A 20,531-nucleotide genomic window follows, 5' to 3' on the forward strand; every position below is an offset into this window, starting at 1 on the left:
ATTGAGATATCTGAAAAGCATGATGTCAAAATAGGATTGAAGAATAGTCTGAGACATCTTCATCAAAGAAGAATACCTCAAAATGCTAGGGCTTAGAGATCGATAGTGCGTCGACAAAAAGATGCGGACGCGCTTCATGATTGATAGCACCTAATCTTCTAGCGTTTTGGCGGAAATAAATTTTCACTGCTACTTGCTGTATAGGCTTTTTTTCCTTTTATTTTCTTTGGCGAAGCCTGTGCATGACCCTTTTTGGATTTGCTTTTAGTCACTTTCGAACTTCCATGTCTAGGGCCGATTGTATAGCACGATGTAACACTAAACATCATTGCACAAACTACCATTGTGAGTATAATTAGTCTTTTTCCTATACATACATTTTTGCAAATATTAGACCGGTGTTTGTTAATTCGATACAATTAATGTTAAAAAATTGTTTTTTAGAGGTGATTTTTATCAAAAAAGGAATTATATAATCTGTTTTTTTAATATTTATTTAAAGAACTTACAAAAAATATTAATTGTGCTCGTTGAATTCTTTTGCCGAATCTACCCCCTCTATTTGGTTGAGATCACCCATCGTACGCTACTGGAAGTTTTTGCATATTTGTGTATCTACTAGCAAGTGCGAATAGTACTTGTCTCTAAACGAGTGATATAACTAACAACCTATACGATAACTCAGAAAGGTCATCGTACACATAAACCGAAAAACTATTAAAAGATGATCAAGACGAATTCTAGACCATTCCTTTTTCTTTTGTTGCTGGCGTTCACAGGCAATTGGGGATTTGCACAGCAAACGAAAACGACCGTTACATTGCAAGCACCTTCCAGCACGACAATTAACAAGCACATTTATGGGCACTTTGCCGAGCATTTGGGTAGATGTGTGTATGGCGGTTTTTATGTCGGTGAAGATAATGAACGCATTCCGAATACAGCGGGCGTGCGCAATGATGTGGTGGCCGCGTTAAAAGAACTCCAAATTCCAAATCTTCGTTGGCCAGGAGGATGTTTTGCAGATACCTATCATTGGAAAGATGGTATTGGCCCAAAGCCAGATCGTCCAACGATAGTAAATAGCTGGTGGGGTGGCGTTACCGAAGATAATAGCTTTGGTACGCACGATTTTCTAAACATGTGCGAACTGTTGGAGACAGAGCCTTATTTGGCTGGAAATGTAGGTAGCGGTGAAGTGCAAGAACTGGCCGACTGGGTGCAGTATGCCAATCATGGAGGTGAAAGTCCGATGGCTGATCTGAGACGTAAAAATGGTCGTGAAGAACCTTGGAAAGTTAAATTTTGGGGTGTAGGAAATGAAGCTTGGGGTTGCGGTGGCAACATGACAGCGGCTTATTACTCGGATGTGTACCGCAAATATGCCACTTTCATGTCTGACTGGACAAATACAGGTGGGTTATTTCGGGTTGCCTCAGGAGCTAATGTAGACGATTATGAGTGGACAGAAACGCTCATGAAAAATATCAAACACAATTTGGTCGAGGGATTAGCTTTGCATCACTACGCCAATGTCGAGTGGAATAGCAAAGGGCCTGCAACAGGATATTCGGATACGCAATATTTTAAAACCATGCAATCTGCTTGGAAGATGGATGAATTGGTGCGCAAACACTCTGCCATCATGGACAAATACGATCCAAAAAAACGCATTGCCTTAGTGGTGGATGAATGGGGAGGCTGGTACGAAGTAGAAGAAGATACCAATCCGGGTTTCTTGTATCAGCAGAATACGATGCGTGATGCCATGATTGCTGGACTAACGCTCAATGTATTTAACAATCATGCAGAGCGCGTGCGCATGGCCAATCTAGCACAGACGATCAATGTGCTGCAAGCGGTAATCCTTACTAAAGATGAGCAGATGATCTTGACACCCACTTATCATGTAATGGAAATGTACAAGGTGCATCAGGATGCACAGCTTATCCCGCTGACGGTGGAGAGTGCACTATATACTTTCGAGGGAGAAACATTGCCTGCTGTACATGTTTCTGCCTCGGTGGGCAAAGATGGGAAAACCCATGTTAGTATCGTCAATATTGATGCGAAAAAATCACAACAGGTGGATCTAAATCTTGGTAAATCCGCGAAAAATCTTTCGGGAAGAATCTTGAAATCTGCTTCGCTCAACGATCATAATACGTTTGAAAAACCAGCGGCAATCCAACCGGAAGCATTCCAAGGATTTGCTCAAAAAGGAAATCAATTATCAGTAGAATTGCCGCCATTTTCTGTGGTGGTTCTAACTTTGGATTAAAGCTTCAGTTAGATTGGTATTTATACGAACACGTCTTTCTTCCTTGTAAAATACAAATAGAGCCGAGATATAGTATCTCGGCTCTATTTGTTTAAGTGTACTATTTATAGATACGGACTACGATCCTAAGAATTGAATCAAATCTTTGTTTAATTTCTCGGCATGGGTGATATTCAGTCCGTGCGGTGCATTCTCATAGACTTTCAATTCACTTCCTGAGATTAGCTTAGCGGCTTGTTCAGCCGAAGTAGCGATCGGCACGGTACTGTCTGCCTTGCCATGGATTATCAAAGTCGGTAGCGAAATCTTTTGTGTCTCAGGTCTGAAATCGGTATCCATCCAAGCCTTAGCAGCCTCGATGGTTGCATTCGCATCCGCTGCAGAAGATACCGCCAGATCAGCATCCAGCTGAGATTCGGGTACTGCATCAGGGTCTTTGTCTACGTTGTAAAACTGCTGATGAAACTCTTTCAAAAACGCTATACGATCTTCTTTCAAATTGGCTAAGATATCGTCTAAATCTTCCTGTGGTACACCATCTGGATTATCATCCTTTTGCTTTACTACTGGAATAATAGAAGCTACCAAAGCTAGTTTAGAAACTCTGCTTGTGCCGTAGTTGGTCACGTAGCGAATGACTTCGCCACCGCCCATAGAGAAGCCTACTAAGCTCACATCGTTCAAATCCAATTCCTCCAGCAGAGCATGGAGATCCGAACTCAAACTATCATAGTCATAGCTATTGCCTTTGGTAGAATCACCGAAACCCCGACGATCATATGCAATAACACGATGACCTGCATCCACTAATGCTGAAATTTGGTTATTCCATGATGTGTGGCTTAAAGGCCAGCCGTGGATTAAAACGACTGGTTTCCCAGATCCTAAATCTTGATAATGAATATCTACCGATTGTCCGTTTTGATTGTTTGTTATTTTTGCCATATCACGAGTCTATTTTATTGTTAAATCTGTAATTCTTGTATTTTGGGATGTATGGATCGAGCCCATGCTCCATAAGGCTAACCAGATAAGCGGTGGTTGAAAAAATAGGCGAATGAATCGGGCCTTGTCGGTATTCAAACCAAATGCATTTCTTTGATTCTTATATTGCGTCCAATTTCCTTGGAACACAGCTGCTAAAAAAGCTCCGATCAACCAGCCGATTCGCGGGTCACGGTATCCTCGCCAAAGTATAAGTAGCCCGAGTAGAATCTCGACATAACCAGACCAGACTACCGTCTGATCTTTTGTTGCAGGAATCCATTTAGGAACCTGCGCTCGAAATGCGCGACGGCCAAAAGTGAGATGCGCTATACCGGCATACACAAAGAATACACCTAAAGCTATTCTTCCGATATGTCTACCTATTCCTAGTTTTTGCCTATTTGCCTCTTTCATAATGCTGCTTTTAAACTGTTATGCAGGCACTTTTCGAAATGATTCACGTGCCCAAATCCGGTGTTGTGCCACCGCTTTTACAAATGCGTCCAAATTCTGGTCTGCTGTTTCAATCACAATTCCCCAATCGTCATCATTCTTTTTGATGTATGTATGGCTCAAAATTTCTTCTGCGCCAGCACCGAAGGCCATGGGCTTACAATGTCTATATACTTCATTAACAAACTGAAACACATCTGGTTCTTCCAATAAAGCTTTAATTGATTCGTCGCCACTCGGTACGAATAGCGCATCGTATAACACAGAAGCTTCGGTCAAGAAACTATGCTCTATTGGCAATGTATTGCCCTGTTTGGTTTTTATGGAACCAACTTTTGGCCCGATCAATACCGGTGTAGCGCCACCTTCTTCCAAAGGGATGGTCAATTTTTCCAATGATTCTTCGCAAGCACCATCTGCTACAAGTATAGCGACCTTTTTAGTCTTGATACTTTCCACTTTATTGAACTCCATGCTCAGTGATTCTGATTTTTCTACTTCGGGCTTGTTTGGGGTGATGGGGTAATCTGCATGATTTTGTTTCGCATAAAACAGCGTTTCTTCTGCCAAGCCAGTGGGCACTTCCAATCCCAAGTTATTGGCAACTTGTTTTGCCAGATCTGTATCTACTTGCGAAAGAATTCCTAAATAGCGCTTTCTCACTTCAACCAAATTTATCTTGCCCAATTCAAAGCTGAATGCATTAACGATGTGAGATTTTTCTGGTTCTGACTGGCTATTGTAAAATAGTGTAGCTTGGGTGAAGTGATCCGCAAAACTATCCGATCTGCCGCGAACTTTCGTCTCCGTTGTTTCCTCTGGAAAAGAATCAAATCCTTGTCCTTGTATCATGGCATGAAATGGACATCCGCCGCCCATGCTATTTGGAAAGTAATTGGCTTTACCTTTCGCAATATCATGCCGCATGTGTCCATCGCGCTGATTGTTGTGTACTGGAGCAACGGATCTATTGATCGGCAATTCGTGAAAATTGGTGCTGCCTAAACGGCTGAGTTGTGTATCGGTGTAAGAGAACAAACGACCCTGCAAAAGTGGATCACTCGAGAATTCAATACCAGGAACGATATGCCCCGGATGAAAAGCGACTTGTTCTGTTTCTGCAAAGAAATTATCCGGATTGCGGTTCAAGGTTAGTTTGCCTACGCGTTGTACAGGAACTAATTCTTCTGGAATAATCTTGGTCGGATCGAGTACATCAAATGAAAAGCCATCTGCTTGTTCTTGTGTGAAGATCTGTAAACCTAGTTCCCATTCGGGAAAATTCCCGGCTTCAATGTTTTCCCACAAATCACGACGATGAAAATCTGGATCAAATCCTGAGATTTTCTGCGCTTCATTCCAGGCTACACTTTGCATTCCTAATAAAGGCTTCCAGTGAAACTTGACAAAATGCGATTCATTTTTCTTGTTAATCAGACGAAATGTATGTACCCCGAAACCTTCCATTGTACGGAAGGTTTTCGGAATCCCGCGATCCGACATAGCCCACATGATCATGTGGGCCGATTCTGGCATAAGCGATACGAAATCCCAAAAAGTATCGTGTGCGGATGCAGCCTGCGGAATCTCATTATCTGCTTCTGGTTTTACCGCGTGCACCAGATCTGGGAAGTTCATCGCATCTTGTATAAAGAAGACAGGTATATTATTCCCCACTAAATCATAGATACCCTCATCTGTATAGAATTTGACGGCAAAACCACGCGCATCTCGCGCCATATCCGTCGATCCCTTAGATCCAGCCACGGTCGAAAAACGAACAAAAACGGGTGTTTCTTTCGCTGGGTTTTGTAGAAAATCAGCTTTGGTATATTTCTCCAGAGAATCGTAAACTTGAAACACGCCATGCGCGCCACTACCGCGTGCATGCACAATACGTTCTGGTATGCGTTCATGATCGAAGTGAAAGATTTTCTCTCGCAATATAAAGTCTTCTAGTAAAGTTGGCCCACGTTTCCCCGCTTTCAGCGAATTGTTGTTGTCGTGTATATTCAGCCCTTGATTGGTTGTCATGTTGGTCATATTGTTATTCACCAAATGAGCATCCATCTGCTCTTTCTTCGGGTTTCTTCCGTTTTTATCGATTGCCATATCTCTTCTGGGGTTTTGAACGTGTATTTCCTTATCTCTTTTTTCTACTAAGCGCGTGCTATAATTAAAAAAAATCTCTGACAGATTTTACGATAAGCAGCACGTCTTATATCAATCAATGAATCAACAGTTGCTACATGCAATAGTTTGGGAAATCGATCACCTAAAACACATACGGGTAGTACTACGTCTACATCGGGCGTACATGCCGCAATACATCGGATGCGATTTCGTGTTCTGTGATCTGCGAAAACATTAGCGTGATCAATATGTCTATTCCAGTGAATGATCTGCACAATAAGACTACAAGTTGCTATAGTGCACAACCACTAAAATGATTAAACATGGAAAATAAAGAGACAGAAGGATTAATCAATCCGCTTACACGATTTCAACAGCCACCTTATCCAAAGCAGCAACAACCATTTCCGGGGTTAGCTGGTAAAATGGATCCTGTACCCGATCATGGCGAAACGTCATACGTGGGATCTGGCAAACTAAAAGGTCGCAAAGCCTTAATAACAGGCGGAGATTCAGGTATTGGTCGTGCAGCGGCTATCGCTTATGCTCGTGAAGGTGCTGATGTGGCTATCAATTATTTGCCACATGAGGAAGAAGACGCACAAGAAGTGATACGGTATATCGAAGAAGCAGGCCAGAAAGGTTTTGCCATACCGGGCGACATTACAGATGAATCATTTTGTGTTCAACTGGTGGAAGATGCTGTCGCTAACCTAGGTGGATTGGATATTTTGGTGAATAATGCTGGGAAGCAGAAAAGTCATGATTCGATTGAAGACATCGATTCCAGAGATTTTGATCTGACGATGAAGACGAATATCTATGCCCCGTATTGGATCACCAAAGCAGCATTGAAGCATTTAAAGCCGGGTTCGGCCATTATTGCAACTTCGTCGGTACAAGCCTACGATCCCTCCGCTAATCTTTTTGATTACGCACAAACCAAAGCGGCAAATGTCGCTTATGTAAAAGCATTGTCGAAACAATTAGGGCCAAAAGGTATTCGGGTAAATGGTGTTTCGCCAGGTCCAATTTGGACACCTTTACAGATTTGTGGTGGTCAGCCATACGATGCGATTCCAGAATTTGGAGCAACGGCACCATTAGAACGCGCTGGACAACCGGTTGAGTTAGCTGGAGTTTACGTTTTGTTGGCAGATACGACATCAAGCTACTCACACGGACAGATTGTAGGTGTAGCAGGAGGTTATGGCCATCCATAGCGATATTTAATAATGTGTGATTATTAATGTTGTTTACACAACTGGGGGTAGTCGGCATGTAGTAAGTCTGCAGCCGACTACTTTTTTGGTATACTATATGCAGTAATAAAAGAAAGGATGGCATGAATAACAATCAAACCGTATTAGATAAAGCGATCGCTAAGGCATTAACATTTGTGCACGACAAGGAGAGTGTAGAACTGGAGAATAGTTCTTGTGTGCGTGTGGGTATATATGTGCACCGGCGACAGCCGCCCTTACCGCCTTTAGGGATTAATTACATCATCACGTTCAAGCGCGGTGATGATCGCAAGTGGACTTATGAAAGTCATGAACGGCATATTCCATCAGTCGATTATGCGAAGATTACCAACGTAGATCCGATATTGCATTATTGCGGATAATGCACCAGGCATTATCCGCGATTAAAGACTTTGACTGTTTCTTTCAATTCCTGTATTGTGGCCGCATCAAAATCTCCTGTTTGCATTTGCCAAGTCCAGTTTCCTTCCGTCGTAGCAGGGGTATTCATCCGATTACTGCCATCTAAATCCAAGATATCTTGCATAGGTACGATCGCCATTGCCGCGCTAGAACCGTAAGCCAATCGAAGCAAAGCTTCGTTGATCGTATTCAGATTTACTTGTTGACCAGCATAGCGTTTAATATTTTGCCGCGAGGTTTCATCCGTTTCCGTTTCATACCATCCACGGGTCGTATTATTATCGTGGGTACCGGTGTAGACTACGTAATTCTCTTCGAACTCATGAGGGATATGTGGCGAAGTAGCAATATCAGCGCCAAACGCAAATTGCAAGACTTTCATACCCGGCATATTTTGGCTGTCGCGAAGGGCATACACCTCATCGTCGATATCTCCGAGATCTTCGGCTATGAAAGGAAGATCTCCTAATGTTTGTCGTATTTTAGCAAAAAGTGCTTTTCCTGGTGCTTTTTTCCAAGCGCCTGATTTCGCGGATTCTGCTGTTGCAGGCACTTCCCAGTAAGCGGAGAATGCTCTGAAATGGTCTAGCCGCACCATATCGTACAAAGCTATGTTGCGCGTTATGCGTGCATTCCACCATTTATAACCAGTTTTTTTGTGCGATTCCCAATTGAATACCGGCATTCCCCAAAGTTGGCCATCGGCATTGAAATAATCGGGAGGTACTCCAGCTACTGCTTTTAGGCTGCCATCTTCCTGCAAAGCGAACAGCGCAGGATTTGCCCACACATCGGCCGAATCATGACTGACGTAGATAGGGATGTCACCCAAGATCGATATATTCCTTGCATGACAATAACGGCGCAATTTAGACCACTGTTTGTCAAAGGTATATTGCAACCATTTCTGAAATAATATGGCAGATTGATGTTGATCGGAGAAGCTTTGCAATGCTTCAGGATCTCGCAAGCGATAAGCCTCGTCCCAGCAATACCATGCTACATTTCCATGCTTTTCACGCAATACGACGTAGAGCGCGTAATCATACAACCATTTGCTTTCAGCCTTACAGAATTGCTGAAATCCCAAGTTGCTTTTCACATCGGATTGCTCGTATGCTGCTTGCAACAAAGGCATCTTAAGCGCTATCGCCTGTTCAAAATCGACTACGTAGCGCTTATTTTTCTTTCTTTTTTGGGATAATGATTGACCGTTCTGTTGAATAATCCCGAGCTGATCTAGATCAATTAATAATGGATTTCCAGCCATCGCACTCCAAGTACTGTAGGGAGAATGGAATTGATCTTTTGCCGTGGGGCCAAGCGGCAATACTTGCCACCATCGCTGTCCGGCCGCCGCTAACTGATCGGCAAAATGATAGGCTTCTTTTCCCAGATCACCAATTCCATTTTCTGATGGGAGCGAGGTGATGTGTAGTACTACGCCAGCGCTACGTTTGTTCGCAGTTGATTTACCACTTAAAACCGCGATCGGTAAATCTTCAAAAAGCGTATTGATGTCAATCTGTTTTGCGTCTGTACTTACATCAGACCAACCGTGCTGCCAATGGATCTCCTGATCTTCGGGCAATACGATATGGGTATCTTCCCAATCAAACTTTCGAAGATCATCGTGTGCAGATATAGCAATAGAAGACAGATGCAAAGGCATTACTATTATAACCCAATCCTGCTGATATCTTCTGGCGTACGCGAGTACATGACGTTTGTACTTGCCAGCTACTTCTATCGGTTGGTAAATCCCGTCGCGAAATACATCAGCATGATCAGCTCTTAGATGCAATAAGTTATGTAGCAGCGCTAGCTTGATTTTGCCCGAATGCCTGTCGTGCCACAGTGATGCAGCTTGATTTTGCAACGTAGAAGTCTTGATTTGCTCCAAATACTTTTGGCGCAGCGTGTAATCAACTGGCCGGCGATTGTCGGGATCCACAAATCCTAATTCCCACAATTCCGAACCTTGATATACATCGGGAATACCCGGACAGGTTAATTTCAGTACCAGTTGGTTCAGTGAATTGCTGATGCCAAAATCAAGGTGTTTCAGCAAGAAAGCCTGAAATTTCGGGAAAAAAGGTTGCTTTTTGTCGAGTAAATAGCTGGCAAATGCCTTGACACTATCTTCGTATGCTTCATTGGGCGCAGCCCAATCCGAGCGCTCTTTTCCTTCTCGTAGGTACTTTTCCAAATAGGCCTGCAAGCGCGAATCGTACTTGTCATAAGGTGTTTCTGGCATCGGATACGAGCCAAACAACGTCTGATACAAGAAATAGCGATCGTTCGCATGTGGTAAATCTTGCGTGTAGCTGGCTGATACCTCGTTTTCCCAAGATTTCACCGCTTCGATCCAGTCCTTGGGGATCGCAGTAAGCACTTGCAATCGCGCGCGTTGATCTTCACCACGCTTGGTATCGTGCGTAGCACTTCCGTTCAAGGCGGCAGGCCATTTCTCCTGCCGATCGACCATGGCCTGGTGAAATTTCTTTTTCGATAAACCGAAATTTTCCGGATGATCGCCTACTTCATGCCGACCAATATGGCGGTGGTAGGTGTACATCAACGTATCTTCTACACCTTTTGCCATTACAGGACCGGCAAACTGCATGCATCGCGCAAAAAATAACCCAGTTTTTTTTAGTAATTCGTCGTCATGAGTAGATTGTGCCACCTCAAATATAGCCGCTAGGGCTTTGACCGATTTTTTCTTCGCTGCATTATCTTGTAGAATTTGCTCGAAAACGCTACCAATCACATTTACAGAGGCATCGTCTAATGGAAATTGCTCATCGTACAAACGATACACCGGAAAATATATTAGAAATGCGGCAATAGCATCCTTCATATCACTCGCCGTGCAAGATTTGTCGTCCCGAAGCAGATCCAAGTGCGAGAGGTAATGATATAAATTATCGACCTCACCGCCCATGTGGTTTTTCAAAATGGCTGCCTTCTTTTGTAGTTGCAAGGTATGCGGGTCAGCTGCTATTCCAGTAAGTTCTTGGTAGTAATCCGTCAGAACCTTTTCGCTTTTTTTATTCGTCAGTACGTTATTACATAATGCCAAAAACTCGTATCCCGTCGCGCCTTGGATTGGCCATTCTTCGGGTAGTTCTTCTCCAGTTTCCAGAATTTTTTCGGCCACGATGTAAGTTTCTGGGCCGCAAAGCTGGCGCAGATCGCGAAGGTATTTCGATGGATTATACAGTCCATCGATATGATCGATGCGTAGGCCATCAAAAATGCCTTTATCGACCAGCTCTTTTATGAGTGAATGTGTATCTGCAAATACTTCTGGGCGATCCACATTCATGCAAATCAAGCCGTTTACCGTAAAGAATCGTCGGTAATTGATTTGCTTGTCCGTCTCTTGCCAGTGGCAAAGACGGTAATGCTGTTGCTCTAATAATGCATTCATGGCATCCGCATCCAATCGGAAATGATCTAAATGTCGCTGCAGCTGACTGCGTTTTTTTGCGCCAGCAAATAATTTAGCGATGGATTGGTATACGGTATTCCGAATTGATATTTCCTCTGCAGACGGTTCTTGCAATTTTTGCAGGATCACATCCAATTTGTCTTTTTGGTCAGTATCCTGTAACAATCTTTGCAACAGGTAGGTATAACTGGTTGGCGCAAGCGGGAATGACTGATCGTAATACTGAATTGCGAACTTACCTTTATCGAATCGAATGCCTAATTCTTCGTCTACGCATGCTTGACGCAATGATTTTCCCAACACGGGCACCATCATCTTTCCATTCATAAGTTCGCTGCTGAAACTGGTATCGAAGTAAGATCGGTAAGTAGAATCATCACCGTTTTCCAAAAGATCCATCAACCAGACGTTATCCGGATGGAAAGCCATATGATTGGGCACGATATCTTGCAACCAAGCCATGTTATGCTGACTCAGTTTCTTCTTGAGTTGTATCAACTGGTTTTTTGAACCTATTTCTGGATTGATACGATGGCTACTAATACCGTCATAACCATGTGTGCTACCCGGCGTTGCAGCCAATAGCGGTGATGCATAAATGGTATGAACGCCTAGTTGCTGGAGGTATGACGTAACTTGCTCCAAATTGGATAGATTGAAATCCTGATGGAATTGAATACGATACGTGTTTTGCGGATGCGGCATGTGGATGACCTTATGTGTGTTATAACTGTTGAAAGAAAACGCCCGTAGCAGCCGGAATCGTAATTTGACCGTTAAAAAGATCTGCTGTCGGTCCAGAACCGCCCCAAACTGGATCAGAAGTATCCCAAATCCGTTCCCAAGAGTAAGCACTATCTAAGCTGACCGATTGCGTTGTTGTCGAAAAATTCAATATGCCAACCATCGACTGGTCTTGAAAAGCATAGCTCAGTACGATCACGGACTTGGCTTCATCATATTGTACCGTGATTAATGAGCGATCGACTTGACGAAGAATACTATTCGCTTTGCGGAAGCTGATTAGCGCTTCGTAGTAGGCTAACATCTGTTGGTGCACTCGGGTGTTTATTTCCTCCCAATTCAACACACAAGCTGTAAAGGTAGTTTCCGCCTGTGGATCGGGCGCTTCCGCTTCCGATTGGAATGATTTAAACTCTTCTTTGCGGCCTTTTTGTACGGCTTCGATCAATTCTTCATCACTATGATGTACAAAGTATTGGAATGGAGTAGAGGCCGACCATTCTTCGCCCATAAATAGCATTGGTACATATGGTGAGGCCATCACAGTAAGTGCCATTAGGCGCTGCATGTCGGCCGAGAAAAGCATGCTCGAGCGTTCGCCCAGCATGCGATTTCCAGTCTGATCATGGTTTTGTGAAAACACCACAAAACGCTCGCCTGCTATACCTGTTGTATCTGTTCCGAAAAACTTTTGACGATGTTCAGAATATTGACCAGTATACACATACGCATACTGCATAGATTTCGCCAAATCTGCTACACCATGAAAATCACTGTAATAGCCGTCGGGTTTGCCGCCAGCAGCTACACGAAGCGCATGGTGAAATTCATCGACCCATTGCCCATCCATGGCATAGCCATTCTTCTCTAAGGAATCCAAATAACGTTTGTCATTCAGGTCACATTCCACGATGAGATAATGATTTCGATGCTGTTCCTCGATCCAAGCGTTTGTATCCTTTCGTATATCTTGTAAGATATGAGAGGCGCTCAGATCTTTTAAAGCGTGTGCCGCATCAATGCGCAACGCATCTACGTGAAAATCGGCAAACCACATGCGCACATTTGCAAGTACAAAATCGCGTACGCCATTACTATGAGCATCATCGAAGTTGATTGCGCTGCCCCAAGGCGTACCGTATTTGTCTGTAAAATATGGTCCGTAGTTTGGCGCGTAATTTCCTTCTGGCCCAAAGTGATTGTACACCACATCTAATACCACCGCAATATCGTGTGCATGCGCTGCATCTACGAGCTGCTGAAATGCTTTTGCCCCACCATAAGAAGCTTGTACTGCAAATGGAAACACGCCATCATATCCCCAATTGCGCTCACCTGGAAATTGCGCAATTGGCATGACCTCGATCGCATTGATTCCAAGCTTTTTCAAGTAAGGTAATTTATCTATCGTTCCTTGGAAATCGTGCGTATCGGTAAATGTGCCAATATGCAACTCATAGATAATCAAATCTTTCAGCGCAGGCACTTGGTATGCACGGTCTGTCCACGCAAAAGAAAGGTCAACTACTTCGGATGGACCATGTACACCTTCTGGTTGATAGTAGGAAGCTGGATCGGGATGTACTTCGCCATCTACGACAAAGCGATAGCGCGCACCAGCTTGCAAAGCAGCTGTGTTGGTTTCCCAGTAGCCATATGCACTGCGATCTAGTGGGATGCGTGTGGCCTGGTTTTCTATTTGACATTCCACCGTTTTTGCCAATGGCGCCCATACAGAAATATGAGTGCCGTTGGCAGTGGTGCGAACACCTACATGAGTTCTATTTGGTGTATTCACAAGTGTCGTGTTTTAATGGCTGCTATTTGCTTTCAGCACAATGATCGAGCGGCCTTGTACAGCGATTTCGTCGCCCGGATTGAAGGTGTCATGCTCATCGATCGTGTCAAATTCAGTGTTAATCACCTTTGTCCATTCTTGTCCGTACTTCTCCGAAGGCAACTTATAATTGATGGTTTCGTGGTGCGCGTTGAACAGGATATAGAAGTTGTCATCTTTGATTTTTTCGCCATCATCGTTGAGGGAGCGAATGCCATTACCATTTAAGAAGACCGCCAAAGAACGGGCAAAATCGTGTTGCCAATGCTCGTCGCTCATTTCGTTGCCTTCTGGCAAGAACCAAGCAATATCTTCCAAACCTATGCCTTTAATTGGCATTCCTTGAAACCACTTACGCCGACAAAATGAGGGGTGCGACTTACGGAATGCAATTAATTGTGCGGTGAAGTTTTGTAAGCTTTCATCGCGATTCGCCCAGTCCAACCAGGAGATTTCATTGTCCTGGCAATACGCATTGTTGTTGCCGTCTTGTGTGCGCGCAAATTCATCACCTGCTACCAACATCGGTACACCTTGTGATAGCAACATGGTGGTGAGCATATTGCGCATTTGCTTGCTGCGTAATGCATTTATCTCGTTATCATCTGTGGGGCCCTCGGCACCACAGTTCCACGATCTATTGTGGCTTTCGCCATCTTGATTGTTCTCGCCATTTGCATCGTTGTGCTTTTCATTATACGACACCAAATCATTTAAGGTAAAACCATCGTGCGCAGTAATGAAGTTAATGCTGGCGGTTGGCCTGCGGTAATCATCTTGGTACAGATCGGAAGAACCCATAAAACGTTCGGCAAATTCGCCCAACATAGAATCTGCTCCGATCCAATAATCGCGCATACAATCACGGTACTTGCCGTTCCATTCTGCCCATCCGGATGGGAATTTGCCTACTTGATAACCGCCTTCACCAATATCCCAAGGTTCCGCAATTAATTTGACTTGAGAAATGACCGGATCTTGGTGGATCACATCAAAGAAGGAGCTCAACTTATTTACTTCGTGCAGTTCACGCGCCAATGTAGAAGCCAAATCGAAGCGGAATCCATCCACATGCATTTCCTGAATCCAATAGCGTAGACTATCCATGATCAGGCGCAATACGCTCGGCATCATCGCATTTAAGGTATTGCCCGTTCCCGTATAATCCATGTAATAACGTGAATCTTCTGTTAGGCGATAATACGCCGCGTTATCAATACCTCGGAAAGAAAGCGTTGGCCCCATTTGGTTACCTTCGCCGGTGTGATTATACACGACGTCAAGGATCACTTCCATACCCGCGTGATGCAATGCCTTGACCATTTCTTTGAATTCGCGCACTTGCTCGCCTTGTACTCCGTTGGCTGCATAGCGCACATCAGGTGCGAAAAATCCTACCGTATTATAGCCCCAATAATTGGTTAATCTTTGATCTTTCAAGTGCCGATCGGTAATGAAATGATGAATTGGCATTAATTCGATGGCGGTGACACCGAGATTTTTTAAGTATTTGATGGTCACAGGATGTGCCATCGCCAAGTATGTACCACGGATTTCTTCCGGGATATCAGGGTGCATTTGGGTGAAACCTTTGACATGTGTTTCGTAAATAATGCTTTTATGGATCGGTATTTTTGGTGATTTAACACCTTCCCAATCAAAAGACTCATCGACCACCACGCATTTCGGAATATATGGCGCACTGTCTAGTTTGCTAAAACTAAGATCTTCTTGTTCATGGCCTACTTCGTAACCGAATAAAGAATCATCCCATTCTAGCGTGCCAGCGATCGCTTTTGCATAAGGATCTATTAACAATTTATTGGCATTGAATCGATGGCCAGAAGCTGGATCAAATGGTCCGTGCACGCGATATCCATACAACTGTCCGGGTTGAATACCCGGAATAAAGGCATGCCACACTTGGTGTGTACGCTCCTTAAAGCGAATTTTTACACTTTCAGTTGGGTCGTCTTTCTTGTTGAATAAGCATAATTCTACGCCTTCCGCATTTTCAGCGTATATTGAAAAGTTCACGCCTTCACCAGTGTAGGTGGCGCCAAGTGGGTAGGGTGAACCTGTCAGTACTTTTGTCTCCATATCTATGATGTCTTTCTATTAGTTTGGTTGTATATTCTTCGATCTCTTGTTCTTATAATAGATCTGAATCTCCTGCGAGATTTATCTTGCGTTATAACAGCTATTCCAGTAATTTGTTCGTTAACCATTATTATATAACAATCCCATGATCAATATATAATTTTCCTGTTTACGGTTAAATTATTGTCAATTGGTTTTTTGAATTAATCTTTATGAAGATGGCGCAGTATAGAATCGGTCCATAAAGTATGTAATTTGTACATAGCCGAAATAGGCTGCTAATTGCGTATTATACGCTATGTGAGGTGTGTAATACCTGTTTAATAATTTAGTGCTGATTGCTTAATTTAAGCCTCAAAATGGATAGATAAGATGCAAATCTACGTGCATCATATATTCAAGCCGTTCTTTATCAGATTGTCATTGTCAATGCAGTGTATTAAGTATATTTTCCGACACTTGCCGTGCGAACTTTTTGGCGTAAGGTTTGTTAATAAAATATCGGTCAGTCAGATTTACTATTTTGGTGAATTTGTAGTAGAAGGGTCCCAAGAAATAAAAAAAGCCAGGCGCAAAGCCTGATCAAGATATAAAGAAAATTGTTAGATACTATAACTAGGAAATATTATGCGAATCGGAATTACATTCTCTTCTTTTGACGTATTACACGCTGGCCACGTAAAGATGTTGGAAGATGCGAAAGATCAATGTGATTATTTAATTTGTGGTCTGCAGACAGACCCGACCTTAGATAGAGTGGAAAAAAATAAGCCCACACAAACGGTAGTAGAGCGCTATATTCAATTGAAAGGTTGTAAACACGTAGATAAGATTATACCATATGCTACTGAGCAAGATTTGGATGATATCTTACGTTCATTCAAGTTTCATGTACGCATCTTAGGTGATGAATACATAAATAAGAACTTTACTGGTAGATCTTACTGTGAAGAAAAAGGGATTGACTTGTATTTCAATCGCCGCGAAAACCGTTTCTCGAGCTCCGCTTTAAGACAAATTGTATTTGAAAAGCAAGGCGAAATGGAAGGAACAATCTTACCATTCAAAGAGCCCTTGGTTCATCAGAATAATATTAAAAAAGTTTTGCATAAAGGATAGAGGAGGATAGGTGATGAAGGTAGGAATTACATTTGGTGCATTTGATATGTTGCACGCAGGGCAAATCATGTTTTTGGCACAAGCACGTAAACAGTGCGATTATTTGATCGTTGGTTTGTGCACCAACGGACAGATCGATGCAGCTCGAAAGAGTAAACCCGTACAATCGCTTGTAGAGCGTTTTATACAGTTGGAAGGTAATCCCAGCGTAGATGAGATTATCCCATTCGAGAATGATGATGATCTGATGGATTTATTGCAAACAATCCCAACAGATATTCGCTTTGTGGGGAGTGAATATGAAAATGGGCCATTCACAGGTAAGGAGTATTGCCAAGAAGCTGGTATCGAAATTTGCTATGTTAATCGGGCGCACCGTTTCTCCGCCAGATCGCTGCGAAAAATTGTTGCCGAAAAGCAAGCGGCCAAGCTGATGTCATAACGCCTCATTAACAGGAGATTAGGCGCAAGCTAATATATCATACCATATAAAAGGCATTCCTAAAGAGTGCCTTTTTTGCGTATTGCAAATTTCCTGCAATTTTGATAAATTGCTTCCATTCAATTTCGAAACCAAACTAACATGAGAATACTTAAACCATTAGCGCTGGCTTTCCTACTACCTGCGTTGGGCGCACAGGCAAAGGCGCTAGACAAAGTTCCGACAGGATTGCATCCACAGGCTTTGCAAATTTTAAAACAAGACACCACTTCATGGACACAACCTTTGCCATTTGATGATGGGGTCATTACCGGAAAATTAGAAAATGGATTTCAATACTATATTCGTAAAAATGTAGAACCCGAAAACCGAGTTACGATGTATCTTGCCGTAAAAGTGGGTTCTATTTTAGAAAATGAGAAAGAGCTAGGATTAGCACATTTTTTAGAACATATGAACTTCAATGGATTGAAGCATTTTCCAAAAAATGAATTAGTGGATTATTTACAGCGTGCCGGGGTACGTTTTGGTAGTGATCTCAATGCATATACTAGCTTCGATGAAACCGTATATCAGTTGCCTATTCCTTCTGATGATCCCGAACTGTTGAAAAATGGTTTGCAAGTAATGCGCGATTGGGCGCAAGATGCATTACTAGATGAAGATGAGATCAATAAAGAACGCGGCGTGGTGTTAGAGGAATTGCGCGGTTCTCGCGGTTCGCAGCAACGGATGCGCGATCAATATTTCCCCTTGATGCTCAATGGATCTCGATATGCGGAGCGTTTGCCGATCGGTAAAGAAGCTATTATCACGAATTTTAAACCAGAAACCATTCGGGAATTCCATCAGAAGTGGTATCGCCCAGATTTGCAATCCATCATCGTGGTTGGAGATATCGATCCTCAAATGATCGAGCAGGAAATCAAGCGCCTTTTTGGCGACATGAAACAATCAAAATCTCCACAGGATCGCAAGAAGTATACGGTTGATTTGCTGAATAAAAATCAGTTTATGGTAGTCACCGATCCCGAAATGCAATATACCGTGGGTCAGATTTTCATAAAACATCCAGAAGAACAAGTTAAAACGGTAGGTGATTACCGACGTTCCTTACTCAAATCTACCTACAACGAAATGATCAATAGCCGACTGAGCGAATTGATGCAATCTGCTGACGCACCATTTTTGCAAGGTGGTATCGGTATTAGTGAATTTTTGGGTGGATTAGATAATCTTTCTGCCTATTTTGTGGCTAAGCCAGGTGCTATTGGAGATGGGTTTAAATCTGTCGTGCGCGAGCTGGATCGAGTGGATCAATTCGGTTTTACGGAATCAGAGTTTGCTCGTACGGTCGTTTCTATGCAAAAAAATAATGAACGTGCCTACACCGAGCGCGACAAACGTCGTTCCGACAGCTATGTTAATGCTTACTTAAGTCATTTTCTAAAAGACAATCCTGCCTTGAGTGATGATGATAGCTATCAAATCACCAAAGAATTATTGCCGACCTTAACATTAAGTGAGGTCGAAGCTATTGGCAAGCAATATTATGTAGATCAGAATCGTGATGTATTATTTTTGGCTCCCGATAAGGAAAAAGCCAATTTACCAGATGAAGCAGCTGTAAGCGCTTGGTTTCAAGAAGTGAATCAGGAAACGTTAACGGCGTACGATGATAAAGTTTCTGATTTACCATTACTAGCCTCAGAACCTGCAAAAGGTGCGATAGTAGATCATAAAGATCTGAATGTGATTGAAGCGAAAACTTGGAAATTGAGTAATGGCGCAACAGTAGTGCTAAAACCGACCAAGTTTAAAAACGATGAAATTTTAATCCATGCTTTTGGTCCTGGTGGTACTTCACTGTATGCGGATGCCGATTATTTTAATGCTTCCAATGCCGCTTCACTAGTAAATGGCAGCGGGTTAGGACAGATGACTACGGTGGAATTGCAAAAATATCTTTCCGACAAAAAAGCCAATATCGGCCCATTTATCGGAGAACGGACGCAGGGACTAACTGGTTCGGCAGATAAGGAAGGGCTGAAAACAGCTTTCGAAATGATTTACGGCTATTTCACAGAACCTCGCATAGAAGATGATGTCTTCAAAAGTACGATTAGCCGTGCGGTATCATCGATGGAAAATCGCGAAAACAATCCTTCATTCGTATTCAGCGAAACCATACAAAAAAGTTTGTACGGCGATAATGTACGACGTAATCCGGCAAACGTAGCAGATATAGAGTCTATCGATCAACAGCGATCACTTTCCATTTTTCAAGAAAGATTTGCGGACGCATCTGATTTTACCTTTATGATTGTTGGCTCATTTACCGATGAGGAAATCACACCTTTAATTGAGCAATACATCGCTTCATTGCCATCGCAAAAACGAGATAACACTGCAAAAGATTTGAATATCTTAGAACCAACAACTGGATTCGAGAAAATCGTACATAAAGGCAAGGAAGAAAAAGCTCAAGTACGTTTGTCTTTTTATGGTGATTATGCCTACAATGAGAAAGAAAACTTGAATATGGACGCACTCGAGTCGGTCTTGTCGATTAAACTGATTGAGCGTTTGCGTGAAGACGAAAGTGGTGTATATGGTACGGGTGCAAGTGCTAGCTATCGTAAACAACCAAGTGGACGATATGGCTTCCATATCGGATTTGGTACTGGTGTGGATCGGTACGAATCACTAATTCAGTCTGCATTGGACGAAATTCGTAAGGTGAAAGAAAATGGACCGACGCAAGTAGATTTGGATAAATTCTTTATTGAGCAAAAACGTCAACACGAAGTTAATTTGAAAGACAATCGTTTTTGGCTTAATTCATTGAATGATGTGATCAGTAACGAGGAGGATTTCAAATCTATTGTCAACCTCCAAGAGGATATACAAAACGTGACTGTGGAGTCGGTGAAAGCAGTAGCTAACAAATATTTGGATGAGGCGAAATTGTTTCGATTCATTCTTTTGCCAGATGCTAAATAAGCGGTTGGTAAATAGTGTTTTACGAAAAAGGGCTTTCATATGAAAGCCCTTTTTTATGTACATTAATCGTTGAATTTTCTCTTTTGTCGCCGGTACAACATAAATATCACAATAGCCAGCAACAGAATGCCAATTAAAACATAACCGGTTGGTGATGATTCAGTTTGATTCACAGATGTAGTTTGCGCAACCAAATTGGAAAGAAACCCACTCAAGACCAACCCACACAACCATTTTTTCATAATAATACGATTTAATAACCAATTTGAATCTACTCAAATTAGCATTAAAAAGCAATAGTAATGCCA

The 20,531-nt window shown here is 42.7% G+C and carries 13 protein-coding genes; 6 read left to right on the forward strand and 7 right to left on the reverse strand.

What is annotated here, in order from left to right; all coding sequences use genetic code 11:
- Window positions 1-724 precede the first annotated feature (724 nt).
- Window positions 725-2,281 carry an alpha-N-arabinofuranosidase gene (locus AC3IRT_RS06555; RefSeq protein ID WP_489395603.1) on the forward strand — a complete coding sequence of 519 codons (1,557 nt, stop codon included), beginning with the start codon at window positions 725-727 and terminating at the stop codon, window positions 2,279-2,281.
- Window positions 2,282-2,398: 117 nt separating this feature from the next.
- Here AC3IRT_RS06555 and AC3IRT_RS06560 read toward each other — a convergent pair whose 3' ends face one another.
- Genes AC3IRT_RS06560 through AC3IRT_RS06570 form a run of 3 tightly spaced genes read right to left on the reverse strand, consistent with a single transcriptional unit; the run spans window position 2,399 to window position 5,833 of the window.
- The gene (locus AC3IRT_RS06560; protein ID WP_489395604.1) at window positions 2,399-3,226 is read right to left on the reverse strand and encodes an alpha/beta fold hydrolase; all 828 of its coding nucleotides are present in this window, start codon (window positions 3,224-3,226) and stop codon (window positions 2,399-2,401) included.
- Window positions 3,227-3,235: 9 nt separating this feature from the next.
- Window positions 3,236-3,682, reverse strand: coding sequence for a DoxX family protein (locus AC3IRT_RS06565; RefSeq protein ID WP_489395605.1), 447 nt, complete (start codon window positions 3,680-3,682; stop codon window positions 3,236-3,238).
- Window positions 3,683-3,700: 18 nt separating this feature from the next.
- Window positions 3,701-5,833, reverse strand: coding sequence for a catalase (locus AC3IRT_RS06570; protein ID WP_489395606.1), 2,133 nt, complete (start codon window positions 5,831-5,833; stop codon window positions 3,701-3,703).
- 344 nt (window positions 5,834-6,177) lie between these two features.
- Between AC3IRT_RS06570 and AC3IRT_RS06575 the strand changes: the two genes are divergently transcribed.
- Window positions 6,178-7,077: an SDR family oxidoreductase gene (locus tag AC3IRT_RS06575; RefSeq protein WP_489395607.1), complete on the forward strand. Its 900-nt coding sequence runs from the start codon at window positions 6,178-6,180 to the stop codon at window positions 7,075-7,077.
- 122 nt (window positions 7,078-7,199) lie between these two features.
- Window positions 7,200-7,481, forward strand: a complete 282-nt coding sequence (locus tag AC3IRT_RS06580) for a hypothetical protein (RefSeq protein WP_489395608.1) — start codon at window positions 7,200-7,202, stop codon at window positions 7,479-7,481.
- Between the two features lie 11 nt (window positions 7,482-7,492).
- Here AC3IRT_RS06580 and treY read toward each other — a convergent pair whose 3' ends face one another.
- Genes treY through glgX form a run of 3 tightly spaced genes read right to left on the reverse strand, consistent with a single transcriptional unit; the run spans window position 7,493 to window position 15,659 of the window.
- Window positions 7,493-11,683, reverse strand: a complete 4,191-nt coding sequence (gene treY, locus AC3IRT_RS06585) for a malto-oligosyltrehalose synthase (protein WP_489395609.1) — start codon at window positions 11,681-11,683, stop codon at window positions 7,493-7,495.
- A gap of 19 nt (window positions 11,684-11,702) precedes the next feature.
- On the reverse strand, window positions 11,703-13,520 hold the full coding sequence (treZ, locus tag AC3IRT_RS06590) for a malto-oligosyltrehalose trehalohydrolase (protein WP_489395610.1): 1,818 nt from the start codon (window positions 13,518-13,520) through the stop codon (window positions 11,703-11,705).
- 12 nt (window positions 13,521-13,532) lie between these two features.
- Complete coding sequence (gene glgX, locus AC3IRT_RS06595; protein WP_489395611.1) at window positions 13,533-15,659, reverse strand: glycogen debranching protein GlgX; 2,127 nt, start codon at window positions 15,657-15,659, stop codon at window positions 13,533-13,535.
- Window positions 15,660-16,286: 627 nt separating this feature from the next.
- Between glgX and AC3IRT_RS06600 the strand changes: the two genes are divergently transcribed.
- From AC3IRT_RS06600 to AC3IRT_RS06610, 3 genes are all read left to right on the forward strand, one after another.
- Window positions 16,287-16,778 carry an adenylyltransferase/cytidyltransferase family protein gene (locus AC3IRT_RS06600; RefSeq protein WP_489395612.1) on the forward strand — a complete coding sequence of 164 codons (492 nt, stop codon included), beginning with the start codon at window positions 16,287-16,289 and terminating at the stop codon, window positions 16,776-16,778.
- Window positions 16,779-16,791: 13 nt separating this feature from the next.
- Complete coding sequence (locus AC3IRT_RS06605) at window positions 16,792-17,220, forward strand: adenylyltransferase/cytidyltransferase family protein (protein WP_489395613.1); 429 nt, start codon at window positions 16,792-16,794, stop codon at window positions 17,218-17,220.
- Window positions 17,221-17,361: 141 nt separating this feature from the next.
- Window positions 17,362-20,223 (forward strand): M16 family metallopeptidase, encoded by a 2,862-nt coding sequence (locus AC3IRT_RS06610; protein WP_489395614.1) that lies wholly within the window; start codon window positions 17,362-17,364, stop codon window positions 20,221-20,223.
- 62 nt (window positions 20,224-20,285) lie between these two features.
- Here the strand turns inward: AC3IRT_RS06610 and AC3IRT_RS06615 are convergent, their stop codons facing one another.
- Window positions 20,286-20,465, reverse strand: coding sequence for an LPXTG cell wall anchor domain-containing protein (locus AC3IRT_RS06615; RefSeq protein WP_489395615.1), 180 nt, complete (start codon window positions 20,463-20,465; stop codon window positions 20,286-20,288).
- Between the last annotated feature and the right edge of the window lie 66 nt (window positions 20,466-20,531).

This window comes from Sphingobacterium sp. KH_072 (assembly GCF_057837975.1).